Genomic DNA, 17,315 nt, shown 5'->3' on the forward strand with positions numbered 1-17,315 from the left:
CCCCCGCAGTCGTCCGGCGCGTCGGGCGGGGCAGGGCGAGCCGTGCTGTGGGCCGCGCTGGGTGCGGTGGTCGCCTCCGCGCTGTGGGCCGGCGGGGTCTTCGTCCTCGGCCGGAACGCCGGCCCGGAGGCGGACCTGCGCGGATACGAGGCGAAGACCAATCTCTGCACCTCGATCGACCATTCGTCCGTCGACAGCGAGTACCCCGAGGAGGACGACAACCCCCTCCACCACTCCCTGGCGCACGGGGCCCTGGACGAGAGCTACTGCAGCCTCTCCCTGCAGAGGTCCTCCACCTCGTACTCGTACGCGTACCTGTCGGTCAAGGTGGACCTCCACAAGAAGACCGACCCCGCACCCGAGTTCACCGCCCTGTGGTCCGAGTACGACCAGCGCTACGAGGACTACGACGTCGAGAAGCTGTCCGGCTTCGGCGACGAGGCCTATCTCGTCACGTCCGAGCCCAGCGACTCCCAGTACGCCACCCTCGCCGTGCGCGACGGCTGGATGACGTACGAGATGTCCTGGAGCATCTACACGTCCTCCTACGACGATGACGAGAAGGAGGAGAAGCCCGACCTGAGCGACGTCGAGAAGTGGCTCAAGACCGACACCAAGGCGACCCTGGAGAAGCTCAGGTCGGACTGACAGGATCACGGCATGAACGAGATCCTCACCAACTGGGCGGGCAACATCACCTACACGCCCAAGGAGCTGCAGCGGCCGTACTCGCTCGACACCATCAGTGCCCTGGTGGCCGGCAGCGCGAAGGTGCGGGTGCTGGGCAGCGGGCACTCCTTCAACGGCATCGCCGAACCCGGCCCCGAGGGCATCCTGCTGTCGATCGCCGACATGCCGCCGGTGATCGACGTGGACGTCGCGGCCCGAACGGTACGGGTCGCCGGCGGCGTACGGTACGCCGAGCTCGCCCGCGCGGTGTACGCCCACGGGCTCGCCCTGCCCAACATGGCGTCCCTGCCGCACATCTCGGTGGCCGGCTCGGTCGCGACCGGCACCCATGGATCGGGCGTCGGCAACGGGTCGCTGGCCGCGCCCGTGCGCGAGGTGGAGCTGGTCACGGCGGACGGGTCCACCGTGACCATAGGGCGGGGCGATGCGCGGTTCGGCGGTGCCGTCACCTCGCTGGGCGCCCTCGGTGTGGTCACCGCCCTCACCCTCGACCTGGTGCCGTCCTTCGACGTCGAGCAGTACGTCTTCACCGAGCTGCCGCTCGACGGGCTGGGCTTCGAGACGTTCGAGACGGTCATGGCGGCGGCCTACAGCGTGAGCCTGTTCACCGACTGGCGCGAGCCGGGCTTCCGGCAGGTGTGGCTCAAGCGGCGCGTCGACCAGCCGCTGCCCGGCTTCCCGTGGGCCGCGCCCGCCACCGAGGGGATGCATCCGGTGCCGGGGATGCCCGCGGTCAACTGCACCCGGCAGTTCGGGGTGCCGGGGCCGTGGCACGAGCGGCTGCCGCACTTCAGGGCGGAGTTCACCCCGAGCAGCGGTGCCGAGCTGCAGTCGGAGTACCTGCTGCCCCGGCAGTACGCCCTCGACGCCCTCCACTCGCTCGACGCGATCCGTACGACGATCGCGCCCGTGCTGCAGACCTGCGAGGTGCGGACGGTCGCCGCCGACGAGCAGTGGCTCAGCCCCTCCTACGGGCGGGACACCGTCGCCCTGCACTTCACGTGGATCGAGGACACGGCGGCCGTGGTGCCGGTGGTGCGGAAGGTGGAGGAGGCGCTGGAGCCCTTCGAGCCGCGGCCGCACTGGGGGAAGGTGTTCACGGTGGCCCCCGCCGTCCTCCGGGAGCGGTATCCGCGGCTGGGCGACTTCGTGGCGCTGGCGCGGGAGCTGGATCCGGCCGGTAAGTTCAGCAACGCCTTCGTGCAGGATGTCCTGGGCGACTGACTTTATAAACCCCCTTTCCTAACCCCTTGTCGAAAGGCGGCGTACCCCATAGCCTGCTGCAGCGCCGGTGCCGACGTTGGCCCCGGCCTGGGATGAAGGGATGGGGCAGCCCCCGTGCTGCGCTTTCCGGGGGACAACCCCGGACCCCCGGCCGGATGGACGCAGCGTTGCCTGCGAGGGAAGGGAGCTCCAGTGAGGCGCGGCACATCACGTGACATCCGCACGGCGAACCGCTACGAGGTGCTGCGCCAGATCATCGCCGCGTCACCCACCTCCCGGCAGGAGCTGGCGGCCGCCACCGGTCTCAGCCTGGCCACGGTCGCCACCCTCGTCGGGGAACTGCTCGACCTCCGCATGATCACGGAGGTCGGTTTCGAGGACTCGGCAGGCGGCCGCCCCCGGGGCCTCGTGGCCGTCAACGCGTCGGGGGGCGCGTTGATCGGCGTCGACATCGCCGAGACGTACGTCCATGTCGAGCTGTTCGACCTGGCGCTGAACGTGCTGGCCCGCGCCGACGAGGACATGCGCCCCGGCGAGAGCCTCCCGGAGCAGGTGGTCGGCCATGTGGCGGCGGCCGTCGGCTCGGTGGTCGCGCAGGCCGGCGTCGAGGCGGCCCGGGTGCTGGGCGTCGGTGTGAGCGTGCCGGGGCAGGTGGACCGCGACACCGGTATCTCGGAGTACGCGCCCAACTGGGACTGGCACGAGGTGCCGCTGCTCGACCTGCTCTCCGAGGTCATCGCCTATCCGCTGTACCTGGACAACCCCCTGCGCGCCTGCGCCGTCGCCGAGCTGTGGTTCGGGGCCGCGCGCGGGCGCGGGGACGCCGTGGTGGTCAACCTCGGCACCGGAGTGGGCGCAGGGCTCGTACTGGGCGGCGGGCTGCACCGCGGCGTGAGCAACAGCGCCGGGGAGTGGGGCCACACCACGCTCGTCCTCGACGGGCGGCTGTGCCACTGCGGGAAGCTCGGCTGCGTCGAGACGTATGTCGGGGCGCCGGGAATCATGCTCAACCTGCGGGAACTGAGCCCTGACAGCCCACTGCTGCACCCCGAGGACCAGACGGCCACCATCGACGCCCTGGCGGCCGGGGTCGGCGCGAACGACCCGGTGGCCGTCAAGGTGGTCCGCGACACCGCCCGCTACCTCGGCGCCGCCGTCTCCGACCTGATCAACCTCCTCAACCCCGAGGTGGTCGTCCTCAGCAGCTGGGTCGCCGGCAGGCTCGGCGAACCGCTGCTGCACGAGGTGCGCGAGGCCGTCGCCCGGCACGCGCTGCAGCGGCCCCTGGCCGCCACCGAAATCGTCCTCTCCCCGATCCCCACCGACCCGGTGTGCCTGGGCGCGGCGACGTTCGCGCTCGAGGGCTCACTGCAGGCAGTCGGGGGACAGAGGGCAGTGAAACGCACCATCCCCGCAAGGAGCCGTACCGCACCACCTTCATGACGACGGAAGGGATGCACGTGTCTCACCCCCACCGCAAGAGAGCCGTCCTCCTGACGGCGGCAGCCGCTCTCGCTGTCACGGGACCCCTGATATCCACCCCGACCGCCTCGGCCGCAACCCCCACGGCGGCCGAGGTCTCCCCCCACGCGGCGCAGACCATCGACAACATCGGTGCCTCCGGCGCCTGGTGGGTCAACGACCTGAAGAACTTCGACCCGAAGGTCCAGGCCCGGGTGGCGAGCCTGCTGTTCTCCCGGCAGGGTCTCGACCTGAGCTCGTACCGCTACAACATCGGCGGTGGCGGGACCGGCGTGACCTACTCGCCGCGCGCCCCCGAGGACTTCCTCAACGACGACGGCACGTACGACTGGAGCAAGGACAAGGCGGGCCGCACGTTCCTCTCCTACGCCGCCAGGTACGGCGTCGAGGACCTCATCGCCTTCGTCAACAGCGCGCCCGCCCGGTGGAAGACCAACGACAAGAGCTGTGGCGGCTATCTGAAGGCGGAGAACACCGCGGACTTCGCGAAGTACGTCGCGGACGTCACGGACCATTTGGCCAAGCAGGGCGTCAAGATCGACTACATCAGCCCCTTCAACGAGCCGAACAACAGCTTCGACAGCTGCGGCCAGGAGGGCATGCTGGTGCCGGTGGACCAGCGTGACGACATCGTGCGGGCGTTGGGCGCCGAGCAGCGGGCGCGGCACCAGCGGACGAGCATCATCGCCGACGAGTCCAGCAGCACGGTCAGCTTCAACACCGAGGTCCCGCAGTGGATTTCGCAGCCGGGAACGGCTCAGTACGTCTCCAGGCTCGCCCATCACACGTACAACAACCCGGGTGACGACCAGCGGGCCAGGATCTACGAGACGTCCAGGGCGGCCGGCAAGCAGTCCTGGTCGACGGAGATCTGCTGCTTCGGCAAGGGCGGCACCGGCTGGGCACAGGAGTACGACCCCACCATCGACGGCGGTCTGAACCTGTCCCGGATCATCTACAAGGACTTCGCGACCGCCCATGACTCGGCGTTCCAGTGGTGGGTCGCCCTGTCGGAGATGATCGGCAGCGACCCGCTGGCGAAGAACGACCAGGGCTGGAACGACGGTCTGATCTACTACGACCCGAACTACGCCACGAACGGCAACCAGACGCTGTACTTCACCAAGCGCTACTACGCGCTCGGCCAGTACAGCAAGTTCGTGAAACCGGGCTCGGTCGCGCACGACGTGACCGGCGTGCCGGACGGGGTCGAGGTGTCGACGTACGATCGCGGCGGCAAGTGGGTGGTGGTGGTCAACAACCACAACACCACGGACACGGCGCTGAATTTGCACTTCAACAGCAAGAAGCCGGTCGCGGCGGCCAAGGCCGTCCGTACGTCGGCCGACGAGAACTGGGCTTTTGTCGCCAAGCCGTCGGTGAGCGGCGGCACGGTCTCCACGACGCTCGCCGCCCGTTCCGTCACGACGTACGTCCTCGACCAGAAGCCGCACAGCGGCACTTCGGCCGTGACCGGTGCCCTGCAGGGCAAGCAGTCCGGCAAGTGCCTCACGGCGGACGCCTCGGGGGCCTCCATCGCCACCTGCACGGGCGCGAACGGGCAGTCGTGGTCGTACGACGCCAAGGGCACCCTGAAGGGCGCAGGCGGCTATCTGACGGCCGGAACTTCGGGGCTGACGACCACCGCGTCCTACACCGGTGACGGCGCCCAGCGCTGGCTGCTGAACTCCAACGGCCAGATCGTGAACGAGGCGTCGGGCAAGTGCCTCGACGTCAGCGGGCAGGCGACCGCCGACGGCAGCAAGGTGATCCTGTACAGCTGCAACGGCGGGGCGAACGAAGCCTGGACACGCCGGTAACACCCCCTGGACCGAGGGCCGTCGATCACCCCTGACACGGCGGCCCTCACCCCCCACACCACCCCATGTTCGTCATTTCGAACCGGACACAACGTTTCGCACAGACTTCGTCCAACCCCTTGCCGAAGCCTTAGCCGAAGGTTAACGTCCCGCACCGCAACGCAATTTGAGCCACCTGGCGCTGAAGCCGTGGAGCCGCAGCCGCACTCGAGACAAGGACGTCAGCATGTCGGCAATGAGCAACAACAACTGGTCCCGCCGGTCGCTCTTCCGGGCCGCCGCGGGCATGGCCGCCGCCGGCACGCTGGCCGCGTGCGGCGGCAACAACGGCAGAGGCGGGGGGAGCGGTTCCGGCAAGACCCTCGTGCAGTACTTCCACGCCTACGGCGAGGCCGGTGTCGAGCAGGCCGTCAAGCGGTACGCCAAGGCCTACAAGGACGCCAACGTGACCACGCAGTGGATCACCGGCAACAACTTCGAGCAGAAGCTGTTCGCCGCGCTGCTCACCAAGAACGCGCCGGACGTCTTCGAGTTCCACCCGCAGATCCAGCTCGTCAAGAGCGGTCAGGTGGCCGACCTGACCGACATCATCGCGCCGGTCAAGGACGACTTCAACCCGGCCGACATCACGTCGCACACGGTCGACGGGAAGATATACGGCGTCCGGATGATCGACGACCCGCAGTTCTTCTTCTACCGGCCCTCGATGTTCGAGAAGGCGAAGGTCGAGGTGCCGACCACGCTCGAGGAGCTGATCGAGGCCGCCGCCAAGCTCAAGACCAGCAAGGTCAAGGGTGCCTTCCTCGGCAACGACCTCACCCCTCTCCAGAGCCCGCTGATCTGGTCGGCCGGTGCCGACACCCTCACCGCTGACAACAAGCCGGCCTTCAACACCGACGCCGTGGCCGAGGGCTTCAAGCAGCTGCGCTCCCTGTTCACCAGCGGCAACCTGCTGCTCGACGCCCCCGCCGACTGGTGGGACCCGTCGGCCTTCACCCAGGGCCTGACGGCGATCCAGTGGTGCGGCATGTGGGCCATGCCGACGATGCAGAAGGCGCTCGGCGACGACATCGGCATCTTCCCCTTCCCGAAGGTCGGTTCCGCCGGCAAGGAGTCGGTCTACAACGGCGGCTGGTCGATGTTCGTCAACGCCAAGGGCAAGAACGTCGAGGCGGCCAAGGAATACGTCAAGTGGCTGTGGATCGACCAGAAGCAGTACCAGGAGGACTTCTCCACCTCCTACGGCTTCCACATCCCGCCGCGCACCTCCCTCGCCCAGTCCGCGACCAAGCTCAAGTCCGGCCTTCCCGCAGAGGGCGTGAAGCTCTTCAACGAGTTCGGCCACTTCGACAACATCGGCTGGACGCAGGCGATGATCGCCGCGGTCAACGACGTGGTGGCGAACTCCGTCCGCAAGGACGCCGACCCCAAGGCCCAGCTCGCCGCCGCCGAGAAGAAGGTCGACGCCGAGCTCAAGAACCTCTTCGGATAGGCCGCCGGACGGACCACGACATGTCGACCGCCACCACCCACAAGGTCGCCCAGCCCGCCTCGGCCAAGGTCTCCAAGGACCGGCCGCGGCGGGGCCTGCGGGCGAGCAGCACCTTCAACTTCTGGCTCTTCACCGGTCCGTTCCTGATCGGCCTGGTGATCTTCGTCTTCGTGCCCATCGGCTGGAGCATCTATCTCAGCTTCTTCGAGGCACGCTTCACGGTCACGCCGAGCGATTTCGTCGGCTTCGACAACTACAAACAGATCCTCACCGACACCGACTTCCGGAACTCGCTGGTCACGTTCACCGTGTTCGCCGCGTTCATCGTGCCGGCCACCTGGGCGCTCTCGCTGGGCCTGGCGCTGCTGGTGAACCAGCTGCGGTTCATGCGGGCGTTCTTCCGGTCGGTGTTCTTCCTGCCGACCGCGTGCAGCTACGTCGCCGCGGCGCTGATCTGGAAGATGTCCATCTTCAACGGCGTCCGCTTCGGCCTCGCCAACACCGTCCTCAGCTGGTTCGGCGTCGACAACGTCGCCTGGCTGGCCAACCCCGACCCGCCGTGGTACTGGCTGGTCATCGTGACCGTCCGGCTGTGGCTGCAGTCGGGCTTCTACATGATCCTGTTCCTCGCGGCGCTGCAGAACATCCCGCGGGAGCTGTACGAGGCCGCCGCGATCGACGGAGCCAAGCAGGGCTGGCAGACCTTCCGGTACATCACGCTGCCCCAGCTGCGGGCGACCTCGACCGCGGTGATCCTGCTCCTGCTCATCGCCGCCTACCAGGCCTTCGACGAGTTCTTCAACCTGCTGGGCAAGGCGACCTGGGGCCAGCCGCCGCTGGTCGAGCTGTACAAGATGGCCCTGGGCGAGAACCAGAACTACGGCGCGGGCAGCGCGGGCGCGGTCGTCCTGACCCTGCTCATCTGCATCGTGACCCTGTTCCAGGGCAAGATCATGGGCTTTGGAAGGGGTGAGGAGTCCAAGTGACCACCACGGCACCCGACCTCAGGAAGGTCACACCGCCGGCCAAGGCCAAGCGCGGCGGCGGGGTCATGGGCAGCACCGGCCTGTACATCGCGACCGGAATCGCCGCCCTTCTCTTCCTGATCCCCTTCTACCTGATCATCCGCAACGCCTTCATGGCGGACCCGGAGATCACGGGCGAGGAGTGGAAGTGGTTCCCCACCGACATCCAGTGGGGCAACATCAGCGAGCCGTTCGACGACGTCACGGTCGACTTCGCCCGGTCCCTGTGGAACTCCGTGGTCGTCGCCGTCCTGCACACCACAGGCATCCTCCTGGTGTGCTCGCTGGCCGGATACGGCCTCGCCCGTATCCCGTACCGGCACGCCAACAAGGTGTTCTACGCCGTCCTGGCGACCCTGATGGTTCCCACGGCCGTCACCTTCGTCCCCAGTTTCGTCCTCGTCTCCTCCCTCGGCTGGGTGGACACCTACCGGGGCCTGATCGTCCCGGGTCTGTTCAGCGGCTTCACCTGCTTCCTCTTCCGGCAGTACTTCCTGGGATTCCCCAAGGAGCTGGAGGAGGCGGCTCGCGTGGACGGGCTCGGCTACTGGGGTGCGTACTGGCGTGTCGTCGTACCGAACTCGCTGAACTTCTTCGCGGCGATGGCGACGATCACCTTCATCAACGGCTGGAACTCCTTCCTGTGGCCGCTGGTCATCGGACAGGACCCCAGCGCCTGGACGGTCCAGGTGGCGCTCTCGTCGTACATGACCAACCAGACCGTCAACTACCACCTGATCTTCATGGCCACCGCCATTTCCATCCTGCCCCTGCTGTTCGTGTTCCTCTTCCTCCAGCGCTGGCTGGTCCAGGGGATCGCGCAGACCGGCATCAAGGGCTGACCTAGGAGACCGATGTCTTTCCGCACCACGACTGCCATCGACTACGTCGAGGACGTCTCGCCGGGCAGCGGGGCCCTGCCGCCCCGCGCCCGGTATGCGTCCTCCGACGCGAAGTCCCTCTCCTTGAACGGCAGTTGGCGCCTGCGTGTGTCGGCCACCGCCGACGCCGAGGACGACTCGTTCGCCGAGCCGGGGTACGACGCCGGTGACTGGGCGGAGGTCACGGTCCCCGGTCACTGGGTGCTGCAGGGCCACGGCTCGCCGATCTACACCAACCACCTCTACCCCTTCCCGGTGGACCCGCCGCACGTCCCGACGGAGAACCCCACCGGTGACCATCTGCGGTTCTTCGACCTGCCGGAGGACTGGCCCGCCGAGAGCGGTGCCGTCCTCCGCTTCGACGGGGTGGAGTCCTGCGCCCGCGTGTGGCTGAACGGAACGGACATCGGCGAGTTCAAGGGCTCCCGGCTGCCGCACGAGTTCGCGGTCGGGCATCTGCTGAAGCCCGCCGGCAACGTGCTCGCGGTCCGTGTCCACCAGTGGTCGGCCGGCTCGTACCTGGAGGACCAGGACCAGTGGTGGCTGCCGGGCATCTTCCGTGACGTGACGCTGCTGCACCGCCCGGCGGGCAGCGCGCTCGACTTCTTCGTGCACGCCTCCTTCGACCACGTCACCGGCGAGGGCACCCTGCGCGTCGACTCCGACGTGGACGGCCGGGTGACCGTCCCGGACCTGGGGATCGACGTCGCGACGGGTGAGCCGGCGACGGTCGCCGTCCTGCCGTGGACCGCGGAGACGCCGAAGCTCTACGACGGCGTCCTGGCGACGGAGGGCGAGCGGATTCCGCTGCGGATCGGTTTCAGGACCGTCGTCCTCGAGGACGGCCTGATCAAGGTCAACGGCAAGGCGGTCCTCTTCAAGGGCGTCAACCGCCACGAGTGGCACCCCGAGAAGGGCCGTGCCCTCGACCTGGAGACCATGCGCGAGGACGTGCTGCTGATGAAGCGGCACAACATCAACGCGGTCCGCACCTCGCACTACCCGCCGCATCCGGACTTCCTCGACCTGTGCGACGAGTACGGCCTGTGGGTGATCGACGAGTGCGACCTGGAGACCCACGGCTTCACCGAGCAGGCCTGGCGGGACAACCCCGTCGACGACGACCGCTGGACCCCCGCCCTCCTCGACCGCGCCGCCCGCATGGTCGAGCGGGACAAGAACCACCCCTCGATCGTCATCTGGTCCCTCGGCAACGAGGCGGGCACCGGGCGCGGCCTGACCGCCATGGCCGAGTGGATCCACGGCCGGGACGGCTCGCGGCTCGTGCACTACGAGGGCGACATCAACTGCCGTGACACCGATGTCTACTCCCGGATGTACGCCTCCCACGCCGAGGTCGAGCAGATCGGCCAGGGCCTGGACGGCGGAACGCACAAGAGACGCGAACTGCCCTTCATCCAGTGCGAGTACGCGCACGCCATGGGCAACGGACCAGGCGGACTCGCCGACTACCAGCGGCTGTTCGAGACGTACGAGCGGCTGCAGGGCGGGTTCGTCTGGGAGTGGATCGACCACGGCATCAAGGACGAGCGGTTCGGCTACGCCTACGGCGGCGACTTCGGCGAGGAGTTGCACGACGGGAACTTCGTCTGCGACGGACTGGTCTTCCCGGACCGCACGCCGTCGCCGGGCCTCGTGGAGTTCAAGAAGGTCATCGAGCCGGTGGCCTTCGCCGGCGACGGCTCGGACGGCACCGTGCGGGTGACCAACAAGCAGGACTTCGCCGATCTGTCCGCATTCGCGTTCGAGTGGTCCTACCAAGTGGACGGTGAGACCGTCGAGTCGGGCTCCCTGTCGGTGCCGGCGCTCACGGCGGGCGAGTCGGCCGACGTGAAGCTGCCCGAGCCGCCCGCCGACCACCGCGGCGGCGAGGCGCAGTGGACGGTGCGGGCCGCGCTCGCGGCGGACACCGCCTGGGCGCCGAAGGACCACCCGGTGGCGTGGGGGCAGTTCCCGGTGGCCGCACGGGCGTTGCCGTCGGTTGCGGCGACCGACGGACCCGTCCTCGGCGAGGGTGTCATCACCCTCGGCCCGGCCGCCTTCGACGCCCGCACCGGCGCGCTGAGGGCGATCGGCGGGGTCGAGGTGAACGGGCTGCGCCTGGACGTGTGGCGGGCGCCGACCGACAACGACAACGGCGCCTCCTGGCAGGACGACATCCGCTACGGACAGGTCTGGCGCAAGTTCGGCCTGCACCGGATGCGGCATCGCCTCGACTCCGTGGAGCTCGGCGACGAGGCGCTGACGGTACGGACCCGGGTGGCGCCCGCCGCCTGGGAGGTGGGCCTGGCCACGGTGTACAGGTGGACCTCGGACGGCAACCGGCTGAAGCTCACGGTGTCCGTGGCACCCGAGGGCGACTGGTCGGCGCTGCCGCTGCCACGGCTCGGCATCCGCTTCGGGCTCGACGCGAGCGCGGACCGGGTGCGGTGGTTCGGCGGCGGCCCCGGTGAGGCGTACCCCGACACCGGGGCGGCGTCGATGCTGGGCCGTTGGGAGTCCACCGTCGACGGGCTGCAGACGCCGTACGTCCGCCCGCAGGAGAACGGCGCCCGTGCCGACGTCCGCTGGGCGGAGATCGGCGGGCTGCGCATCGAGGGCGACCCGGAGTTCTACTTCACCGCCCGCCGCTGGACCACGGAGCAGCTGGACGCCGCCGAGCACCGCACCGAGCTCACGGCCGGCGACACAGTTTGGGTCAACCTCGACCACGGGCAGGGCGGCATCGGCACGGCGTCGTGCGGTCCGGGACCGCTGCCGCAGTACTACCTGCGCGCCGAGCCCGCGGAGTTCTCGTTCGTGTTCTCGGAGACCAGTTGACTGACACGGTCCTGACCACGTCCGCGGCCGGCCGGCACGGGGGTCTGGGGGTGTCCCCCAGAAGACTCTGTAGCCGTCCGGCCGCGGTCGCGTCCTGCGTCGGTTTCGTCCTCATCGGCATGCTCCAGGCGCTCTACGGCCCGGCGGTCCCGGGCCTGCGGGAGGAGTACGGGCTGTCCCCGTCAGGCGCGGGCCTCGGCCTCAGCCTGCACTTCACGGGCGGGGTCGCCGGTGTCCTCGCGTTCAACGCGATCCACTCCCGCATCAGCAACAGGGCGCTGCTCGCGGCCAGTTACGGGCTGATGGCGCTGGGCGCCGCGGGCTTCGCGCTCGCCCCGGACTGGCCGCTGGCCCTCGCCGCCGCGTTCCTCGGCGGCCTCGGCTTCGGCGGCATCGACTACGGTCTCAACCAGCTGTTCGCGGTCGGCTTCGGCGACCGCTCCACGGCCATGCTGAACGTGCTCAACGCGCACTTCGGCATCGGGGCCGTGCTGGGGCCGGCGGTCGTGGCATGGGTGGGGCCCGCCGCGTACCCGTACGCCTTCGGGGGGTGTGCGGTGCTGGCGGCGGCGCTGGTGGTGCTGGGATCGAGGGGCGTACGCACGGAAGTGCACGAGGATGCCGCCGCCTCTCCCGCACGCGGCCTGGGCCTGTCCCGCGTCCTCGCCGGCTTCCTCGCCCTCTACATCCTGAACGTCGCCGTCGAGGCGGGCGTCGGCGGCTGGGAGCCCACCCACCTGGAGACCGTCGGCTACACCGCGACGGTGGCCGCCTCTGCGACCTCGGTGTACTGGCTGATGATGACGGCGGGCCGCTTCCTCGTCGTACCGATCACGCTCAGGTACTCCCCCGAGCGCATCCTGACGATGTGCGCGACCGGCATGACGGTGTGTCTGCTGCTCGCGCTGATAAAAGACGTGGCGCCGGTGGCGTATGCGGGTGTTGGCTTGTTCATCGCGCCCGTCTTCCCCACCGGCCTGCCCTGGCTGAACCGGGCTCTCCCCCAGGCACAGCGAGCCGGCGCCTGGGTCATCGCCGCGTCGATGATCGGCGGAGTGGCAGCGCCGCCACTTCTGGGCATGGGCATCGAGTCTTCCGGGATTCACGCGGTGCCGTGGCTGTTGACAGCGCTTTCAGCCGCTTCTTTGGCAGCGACGGTCTGGCTGATACAGCTGACGAGGAGGTTCAAGGAGTGACAGGCAGCATCAAGGTTCGCGGCTTGTCCCGCACGTTCCACACCACCGTCCGCCGCCCCGGCTTCGCCGGTGCCCTGCGTTCCCTGGTCAATCCGGAGCGCGTCGCCAAGCACGCCGTCTCCGACATCACCTTCGACGTGGCCGCGGGCGAGCTCCTGGCCCTGCTCGGCCCGAACGGTGCCGGCAAGTCCACCACCATCAAGATGCTCACCGGCATCCTCACCCCCACCGCGGGCGAGGCCCGGGTCGCGGGTGTGGTGCCGTACGAGGAGCGTGAGCGCAACGCCCGCAACATCGGCGCGGTGTTCGGGCAGCGCACCCAGCTGTGGTGGGATCTTCCCGTGCGCGAGTCGTTCGCCATCCTGCGGGACATCTACGAGGTGCCGAAGGGCGAACACGCCGCCCGGCTCAAGGAGTTCGACGACCTCCTCGACCTCTCCTCCTTCTGGGACACCCGCGTGCGCCATCTCTCCCTCGGCCAGCGCGTGCGCTGCGACCTGGCGGCGGCGCTCCTGCACGACCCGCCGGTCGTCTTCCTCGACGAACCGACCATCGGCATGGACGTGGTGGTCAAGGAGCAGGTGCGCGAGTTCCTGCGCAACCAGGTGGAGCAGCGCGGCCGTACGGTCCTGCTCACCACGCACGACATGACGGAGGTCGAGCGGCTCGCCGAGCGGGTCGTCCTGGTCAACCACGGGCGCCTCGTCCTCGACGGCACACTCGACGAGATCCGCCGCACATACGGCTCCACCTGGCAGGTGCGGGTCACGCTCGCCGACGCGCACGCCGACGTCGTACCGCTGCCGGGCATCGCCGTGCTGCGGCGCGAGGGCCCGGAGGTCGTGTTCGGCCCGGACGGGCCTGCCGCTCCGACGGTCCACCAGGCGCTCAAGCAGGTCATCGAGCGGTACGAGGTGAACGGCGTCGCGATCGACGAGGCCGACCTCGAGGACGTCATGCGGGCCGCGTACGTGCACGCGGAGCCCGCGGCAGAAGGGGTCTGAGATGGCCGCCTCGTACGCCTGGCGCGCCGCCCGCGTCACCCCGCTCGGCGAACTGCACACGCCACCCCGGATGACCGCGGTGCTGCTCCGTCTGACCGTCCAGATCGTGCTGGTGGCGTCCCTCTGGCGCGGTCTGTACACACACTCCGGCACCACCGCCGGGCTCAGCCGCGACCAGGCGGTGACGTACGCCGTACTGGCCGTACTGGCCTCCCGTCTGCGGGAGCTGGACCAGTACGCGGGCCGGGACAGCGTGCTGCAGCACATGCACTTCGGCACGATCGTCTACTGGTACCTGCGCCCGCTGCCGCCCCAGCGCTACTACGCGATGCGGGCGCTCGGCGAGCAGGCCTACGGGTTCGCCTGGGCGCTCGCCGGATACACCGTCTGTCTGGCCGCCGGAGTGGTGCAGCCACCCGAGTCGGCGGCCGTGGCCGGGGTGTTCGCACTGAGCCTGCTGCTCGGCCAGCTGGTCCTGTACTACGTCATGCTGGTCATCGACCAGCTGTGCTTCTGGACCCTCCGCAACGGCGCCGCGATCATGATCCTGATGTTCGCGCAGAACCTGCTGTCCGGGGTGTACGCGCCGCTGTGGTTCTTCCCTGACTGGTTCATCACGATGAGCTCCTTCCTGCCGTTCCAGGCGACGCTGAGCGTGCCGCTGTCGCTGTACGTGGGCCGGATCCCGCTGTCGGACGCGGGCTTCGAACTCGCCGTGCAGGCGGGCTGGATCGTGGTCCTGGCCCTGTTCACCCGGCTGCTGTGGCGGCGTGCCGCCCGGCGCGTGATCTCGCAGGGAGGCTGAGCCGTCATGTCGTTGAACGCTCTTCGCGTCATGTGGCGCATCACGCGCCTCAACTTCCGCGCACAGCTGGAGTACCGCTCCGAGTTCCTGATGATGGTCGCGATCGGTGCGATCTGGCAGGTGTCGGTGATCGTGTTCGCGACGGTGCTGCTGTCCCGGTTCACGGGGATGGGCGGCTGGGACAGTTCCGAAGTGCTGCTGATCCCGGCCACGCGGATGCTGGCGCACGGCCTGTTCGTGCTGTTCCTGGGGCGGATGCACCTCATCGGCCGCTTCATCCAGGAAGGGAGGATCGACATCTATCTGGTGCGGCCCATGCCGGTGCACCGCCAGGTCCAGCTGCAGTTCTTCCCCACCAACGCGATCGGTGACTTGATAGTCGCGGCAGGACTGATGGCCGGCGCCCTGACACGCAGTCACCTGGACTGGACGTCGGGCCGCATCACGTACCTGATCGCCTGCCTGGTCGGCGGCATGCTCCTGGAGGCGGCCATGTTCACGGTGGTGGCCTCCGCCTCGCTGCGCTTTCCGGCCGCGGACTACTGGAGCCGCTGGCTGGAGGAGCTGCTGGGCACATTCGGCAGCTATCCGCTCAACGTGCTGCCGAGGGCGGTGGGCGGCTTCCTGACGTACGCCCTTCCGCTCGCGTTCGTCGCGTACTTCCCGGCCGCCGTACTGACCGGACACGGCCACGACACGGGCGTGCCGTACTGGCTGGCGGCGTCCTCTCCGCTCCTCGGACTGCTGGCGTACCTGGCGGCGCGGCTGCTGTGGCGGTGGAGCCTGGACCACTACACGGGAGTGAACGGATGACGGGCGCGTGCAGTTGGTGACGGGGACCGGCGGCGCCTGACCGCGCTCATGCGCGGGCGGCACCGGGTCGGCCGCGGCGTCCCTCCCGCGGCAACCTTGTGCCGCCCGGCGACGGCTCACGGCTGACGCGTCCTGAGCCGCGGTGTCCGGAAGTGAGAAACACCGGCCACACCTCGTCCCTCACCGTTTCCCCAACTGCCCTTGTCCGTCACACTCATGGGCAACGAACCTGAGCATTGCTCAGGTTCCACCTCCACTTTCCTCGACCGGAGACACCCCCATGAGAAGACTCATCGGCACCCTCGCCGCCGCGGCGCTGGCCCTCACCGGCCTCGCCACCACCGGCGCCACACCCGCGGCCGCCGCGACCGGTTCGTTCAACGTGCTGACGTACAACGTCGCCGGCCTTCCCGAAGGTCTCAGCTCCAGCCATCCGGCGACGAACACACCGCTGATCTCCCCGAGGTTGGCGCCGTACGACATCGTGAACGTGCAGGAGGACTTCAACTACCACGCGGCGCTCTACGCGGGTGACAACCACCCGTACCGCACGGCGACGAGCGGCGGCGCCGGGTTCGGCGACGGCCTGAACACCCTCTCCGACCACCCCTTCGAGGACTTCGAGCGGGTGAAGTGGAACAACTGCACGGGCACCAACTGCCTGACCCCGAAGGGCTTCACCCTGGCCCGGGTCCGGCTGGCCGAGGGCGTCTTCCTCGACCTCTACAACGCCCACCCCAACGCGGACGACACCAACGACGCCCTCGCCGCCCGCCGCGCCAACATCGAGCAGCTCTCCGACTTCATCCAGGCGAACTCCGCGGGCAACGCGGTGATCGTCATGGGTGACACGAACACCCGGTACACGCGCACCGGCGACAACATACGCACGCTCGTCGACGAGAACGGTCTGACGGACGCCTGGGTGCAGCTGGTGACGGGCGGTACGGCTCCGGCGCAGGGTGCGGACCCGTTGCTGTGCCCGACGTCGGCCCCGCCGAACGACTGCGAGGTCGTGGACAAGATCCTCTACCGAGGCAGCAAGCTGCTCTCGCTGTCGGCGACCCGCTACAACAACGAGTGGGCCAAGTTCCTGGACGCGAACGGCGGCAACCTCTCCGATCACTTCCCGCACACGGCCGACTTCTCCTACACCGTCAACTCGTCCCTGAAGGCGAGCGACTTCTTCGGCGGCCCGCACGGCACGGCGTTCAACGACGCGGACGACCTGCCCGCGTCCCCGTCCCCGCGCACCCTCACCCTGCGCGGCGCCTCCCGCCTCGACGCGGTGTCCCTGACCCACGCCGGCGGTGCGACGCTGAGTCACGGCGGTACGGGCGGCACGGCGACGTCGTTGACCCTCGCATCCGGCGAGCACCTCACCTCGGTGAAACTGACGCAGGGCCAGAAGGACGGCCACACAAGGATCTTCTCCGCCGCCTTCACGACCGACAAGGGGCGCACGCTGTCCTCGGGTACGGCCACGTCCGACACGAAGACCTTCACGGCCCCGTCCGGCTGGCAGATCGTCGGCTTCACGGGTCGCTCGGGCGACGAGATCGACAAGCTGGGTGTGCTGTACGCGCCGATCGGCTGAGCAGCACGGCCCTCAGGGGGACCTCCGCCCAGACCACCTTGTGGGTGGAGTCCGGGTGGAGGTCCACCCCCCAGTCCGCGGACAGCGCGTCGACCAGGAGCAGCCCACGCCCGCTCTCGCCCGAGGGTTCCTGGATCGCGGGCAGCCTGTCCGCACGCGCATCGGCGACCTCCACCCGGAGCACATCCCCGCGCAGCACCAGCCGGACCCGGAAATCCCGCCCGCGCACCCGCCCGTGCCGCACGGCGTTCGCGGCCAGCTCGGCGACGACGAGGGTCACGTTCTCGTTGGCGTCACCGCCGTGCGCGTACCCCCACACGTCCATGCGGTTGGCGACGAGCCGACGCGCCAGCCGGGCACCGCGCGGGGTGGAGCTGAAGAGCTGGGTGAACGTACGTACGGTGACGGGCGGTTGGTCCCGCGTCTCTGCTCGCATGCCCCAACC

Annotated in this window: 14 protein-coding genes; 13 read left to right on the plus strand and 1 reads right to left on the minus strand. The window is 69.0% G+C overall.

The window, feature by feature from the left end; translation table 11 throughout:
• The first annotated feature begins 42 nt into the window (after positions 1 to 42).
• The 13 genes from ABZO29_RS11610 to ABZO29_RS11670 all read left to right on the plus strand — a co-directional run bounded on the left by ABZO29_RS11610 (position 43) and on the right by ABZO29_RS11670 (position 16,870).
• Positions 43 to 648 (plus strand): hypothetical protein, encoded by a 606-nt coding sequence (locus tag ABZO29_RS11610; RefSeq protein ID WP_367320085.1) that lies wholly within the window; start codon positions 43 to 45, stop codon positions 646 to 648.
• Between the two features lie 12 nt (positions 649 to 660).
• Positions 661 to 1,914, plus strand: coding sequence for an FAD-binding protein (locus ABZO29_RS11615; RefSeq protein WP_367320086.1), 1,254 nt, complete (start codon positions 661 to 663; stop codon positions 1,912 to 1,914).
• A gap of 192 nt (positions 1,915 to 2,106) precedes the next feature.
• The gene (locus ABZO29_RS11620) at positions 2,107 to 3,357 is read left to right on the plus strand and encodes an ROK family protein (RefSeq protein ID WP_367320087.1); all 1,251 of its coding nucleotides are present in this window, start codon (positions 2,107 to 2,109) and stop codon (positions 3,355 to 3,357) included.
• A gap of 11 nt (positions 3,358 to 3,368) precedes the next feature.
• A complete protein-coding gene (locus tag ABZO29_RS11625) occupies positions 3,369 to 5,216 on the plus strand; it encodes a glycoside hydrolase (RefSeq protein ID WP_367326110.1) in 1,848 nt (615 codons plus the stop codon).
• A 226-nt stretch (positions 5,217 to 5,442) separates the two neighbouring features.
• The gene (locus ABZO29_RS11630) at positions 5,443 to 6,708 is read left to right on the plus strand and encodes an ABC transporter substrate-binding protein (protein WP_367320088.1); all 1,266 of its coding nucleotides are present in this window, start codon (positions 5,443 to 5,445) and stop codon (positions 6,706 to 6,708) included.
• 20 nt (positions 6,709 to 6,728) lie between these two features.
• Positions 6,729 to 7,694, plus strand: a complete 966-nt coding sequence (locus ABZO29_RS11635) for a carbohydrate ABC transporter permease (protein WP_367320089.1) — start codon at positions 6,729 to 6,731, stop codon at positions 7,692 to 7,694.
• Positions 7,691 to 8,575, plus strand: coding sequence for a carbohydrate ABC transporter permease (locus ABZO29_RS11640; protein ID WP_367320090.1), 885 nt, complete (start codon positions 7,691 to 7,693; stop codon positions 8,573 to 8,575). Before ABZO29_RS11635 ends, ABZO29_RS11640 begins: the two co-directional genes overlap by 4 nt.
• A 12-nt stretch (positions 8,576 to 8,587) precedes the next feature.
• On the plus strand, positions 8,588 to 11,455 hold the full coding sequence (locus ABZO29_RS11645) for a glycoside hydrolase family 2 TIM barrel-domain containing protein (RefSeq protein ID WP_367320091.1): 2,868 nt from the start codon (positions 8,588 to 8,590) through the stop codon (positions 11,453 to 11,455).
• Between the two features lie 44 nt (positions 11,456 to 11,499).
• Positions 11,500 to 12,651: a sugar MFS transporter gene (locus tag ABZO29_RS11650; RefSeq protein ID WP_367326111.1), complete on the plus strand. Its 1,152-nt coding sequence runs from the start codon at positions 11,500 to 11,502 to the stop codon at positions 12,649 to 12,651.
• Positions 12,648 to 13,655, plus strand: coding sequence for an ATP-binding cassette domain-containing protein (locus ABZO29_RS11655; RefSeq protein WP_367320092.1), 1,008 nt, complete (start codon positions 12,648 to 12,650; stop codon positions 13,653 to 13,655). The genes ABZO29_RS11650 and ABZO29_RS11655 overlap by 4 nt, the downstream gene beginning before the upstream one ends.
• Before the next feature lies 1 nt (position 13,656).
• The gene (locus tag ABZO29_RS11660; RefSeq protein WP_367320093.1) at positions 13,657 to 14,460 is read left to right on the plus strand and encodes an ABC-2 family transporter protein; all 804 of its coding nucleotides are present in this window, start codon (positions 13,657 to 13,659) and stop codon (positions 14,458 to 14,460) included.
• 6 nt (positions 14,461 to 14,466) lie between these two features.
• The gene (locus ABZO29_RS11665; protein ID WP_367320094.1) at positions 14,467 to 15,273 is read left to right on the plus strand and encodes an ABC transporter permease; all 807 of its coding nucleotides are present in this window, start codon (positions 14,467 to 14,469) and stop codon (positions 15,271 to 15,273) included.
• Between the two features lie 280 nt (positions 15,274 to 15,553).
• Positions 15,554 to 16,870: a jacalin-like lectin gene (locus tag ABZO29_RS11670; protein ID WP_367320095.1), complete on the plus strand. Its 1,317-nt coding sequence runs from the start codon at positions 15,554 to 15,556 to the stop codon at positions 16,868 to 16,870.
• Here the strand turns inward: ABZO29_RS11670 and ABZO29_RS11675 are convergent.
• Positions 16,809 to 17,306 (minus strand): ATP-binding protein, encoded by a 498-nt coding sequence (locus ABZO29_RS11675; protein WP_367320096.1) that lies wholly within the window; start codon positions 17,304 to 17,306, stop codon positions 16,809 to 16,811. The two genes, ABZO29_RS11670 and ABZO29_RS11675, sit on opposite strands and share 62 nt — an antisense overlap.
• Between the last annotated feature and the right edge of the window lie 9 nt (positions 17,307 to 17,315).

Source organism: Streptomyces sp. HUAS ZL42 (genome assembly GCF_040782645.1).
GTDB lineage: Bacteria > Actinomycetota > Actinomycetes > Streptomycetales > Streptomycetaceae > Streptomyces.

Bases quoted from the DNA above. Each gene is read 5' to 3' on its own strand.
- ABZO29_RS11665 (WP_367320094.1), top strand. From the start codon at position 14,467: ATGTCGTTGAACGCTCTTCGCGTCATGTGGCGCATCACGCGCCTCAAC.
- ABZO29_RS11645 (WP_367320091.1), top strand. From the start codon at position 8,588: ATGTCTTTCCGCACCACGACTGCCATCGACTACGTCGAGGACGTCTCG.
- ABZO29_RS11635 (WP_367320089.1), top strand. From the start codon at position 6,729: ATGTCGACCGCCACCACCCACAAGGTCGCCCAGCCCGCCTCGGCCAAG.
- ABZO29_RS11670 (WP_367320095.1), top strand. From the start codon at position 15,554: ATGAGAAGACTCATCGGCACCCTCGCCGCCGCGGCGCTGGCCCTCACC.
- ABZO29_RS11675 (WP_367320096.1), bottom strand. From the start codon at position 17,306: ATGCGAGCAGAGACGCGGGACCAACCGCCCGTCACCGTACGTACGTTC.
- ABZO29_RS11625 (WP_367326110.1), top strand. From the start codon at position 3,369: ATGCACGTGTCTCACCCCCACCGCAAGAGAGCCGTCCTCCTGACGGCG.
- ABZO29_RS11660 (WP_367320093.1), top strand. From the start codon at position 13,657: ATGGCCGCCTCGTACGCCTGGCGCGCCGCCCGCGTCACCCCGCTCGGC.
- ABZO29_RS11615 (WP_367320086.1), top strand. From the start codon at position 661: ATGAACGAGATCCTCACCAACTGGGCGGGCAACATCACCTACACGCCC.
- ABZO29_RS11630 (WP_367320088.1), top strand. From the start codon at position 5,443: ATGTCGGCAATGAGCAACAACAACTGGTCCCGCCGGTCGCTCTTCCGG.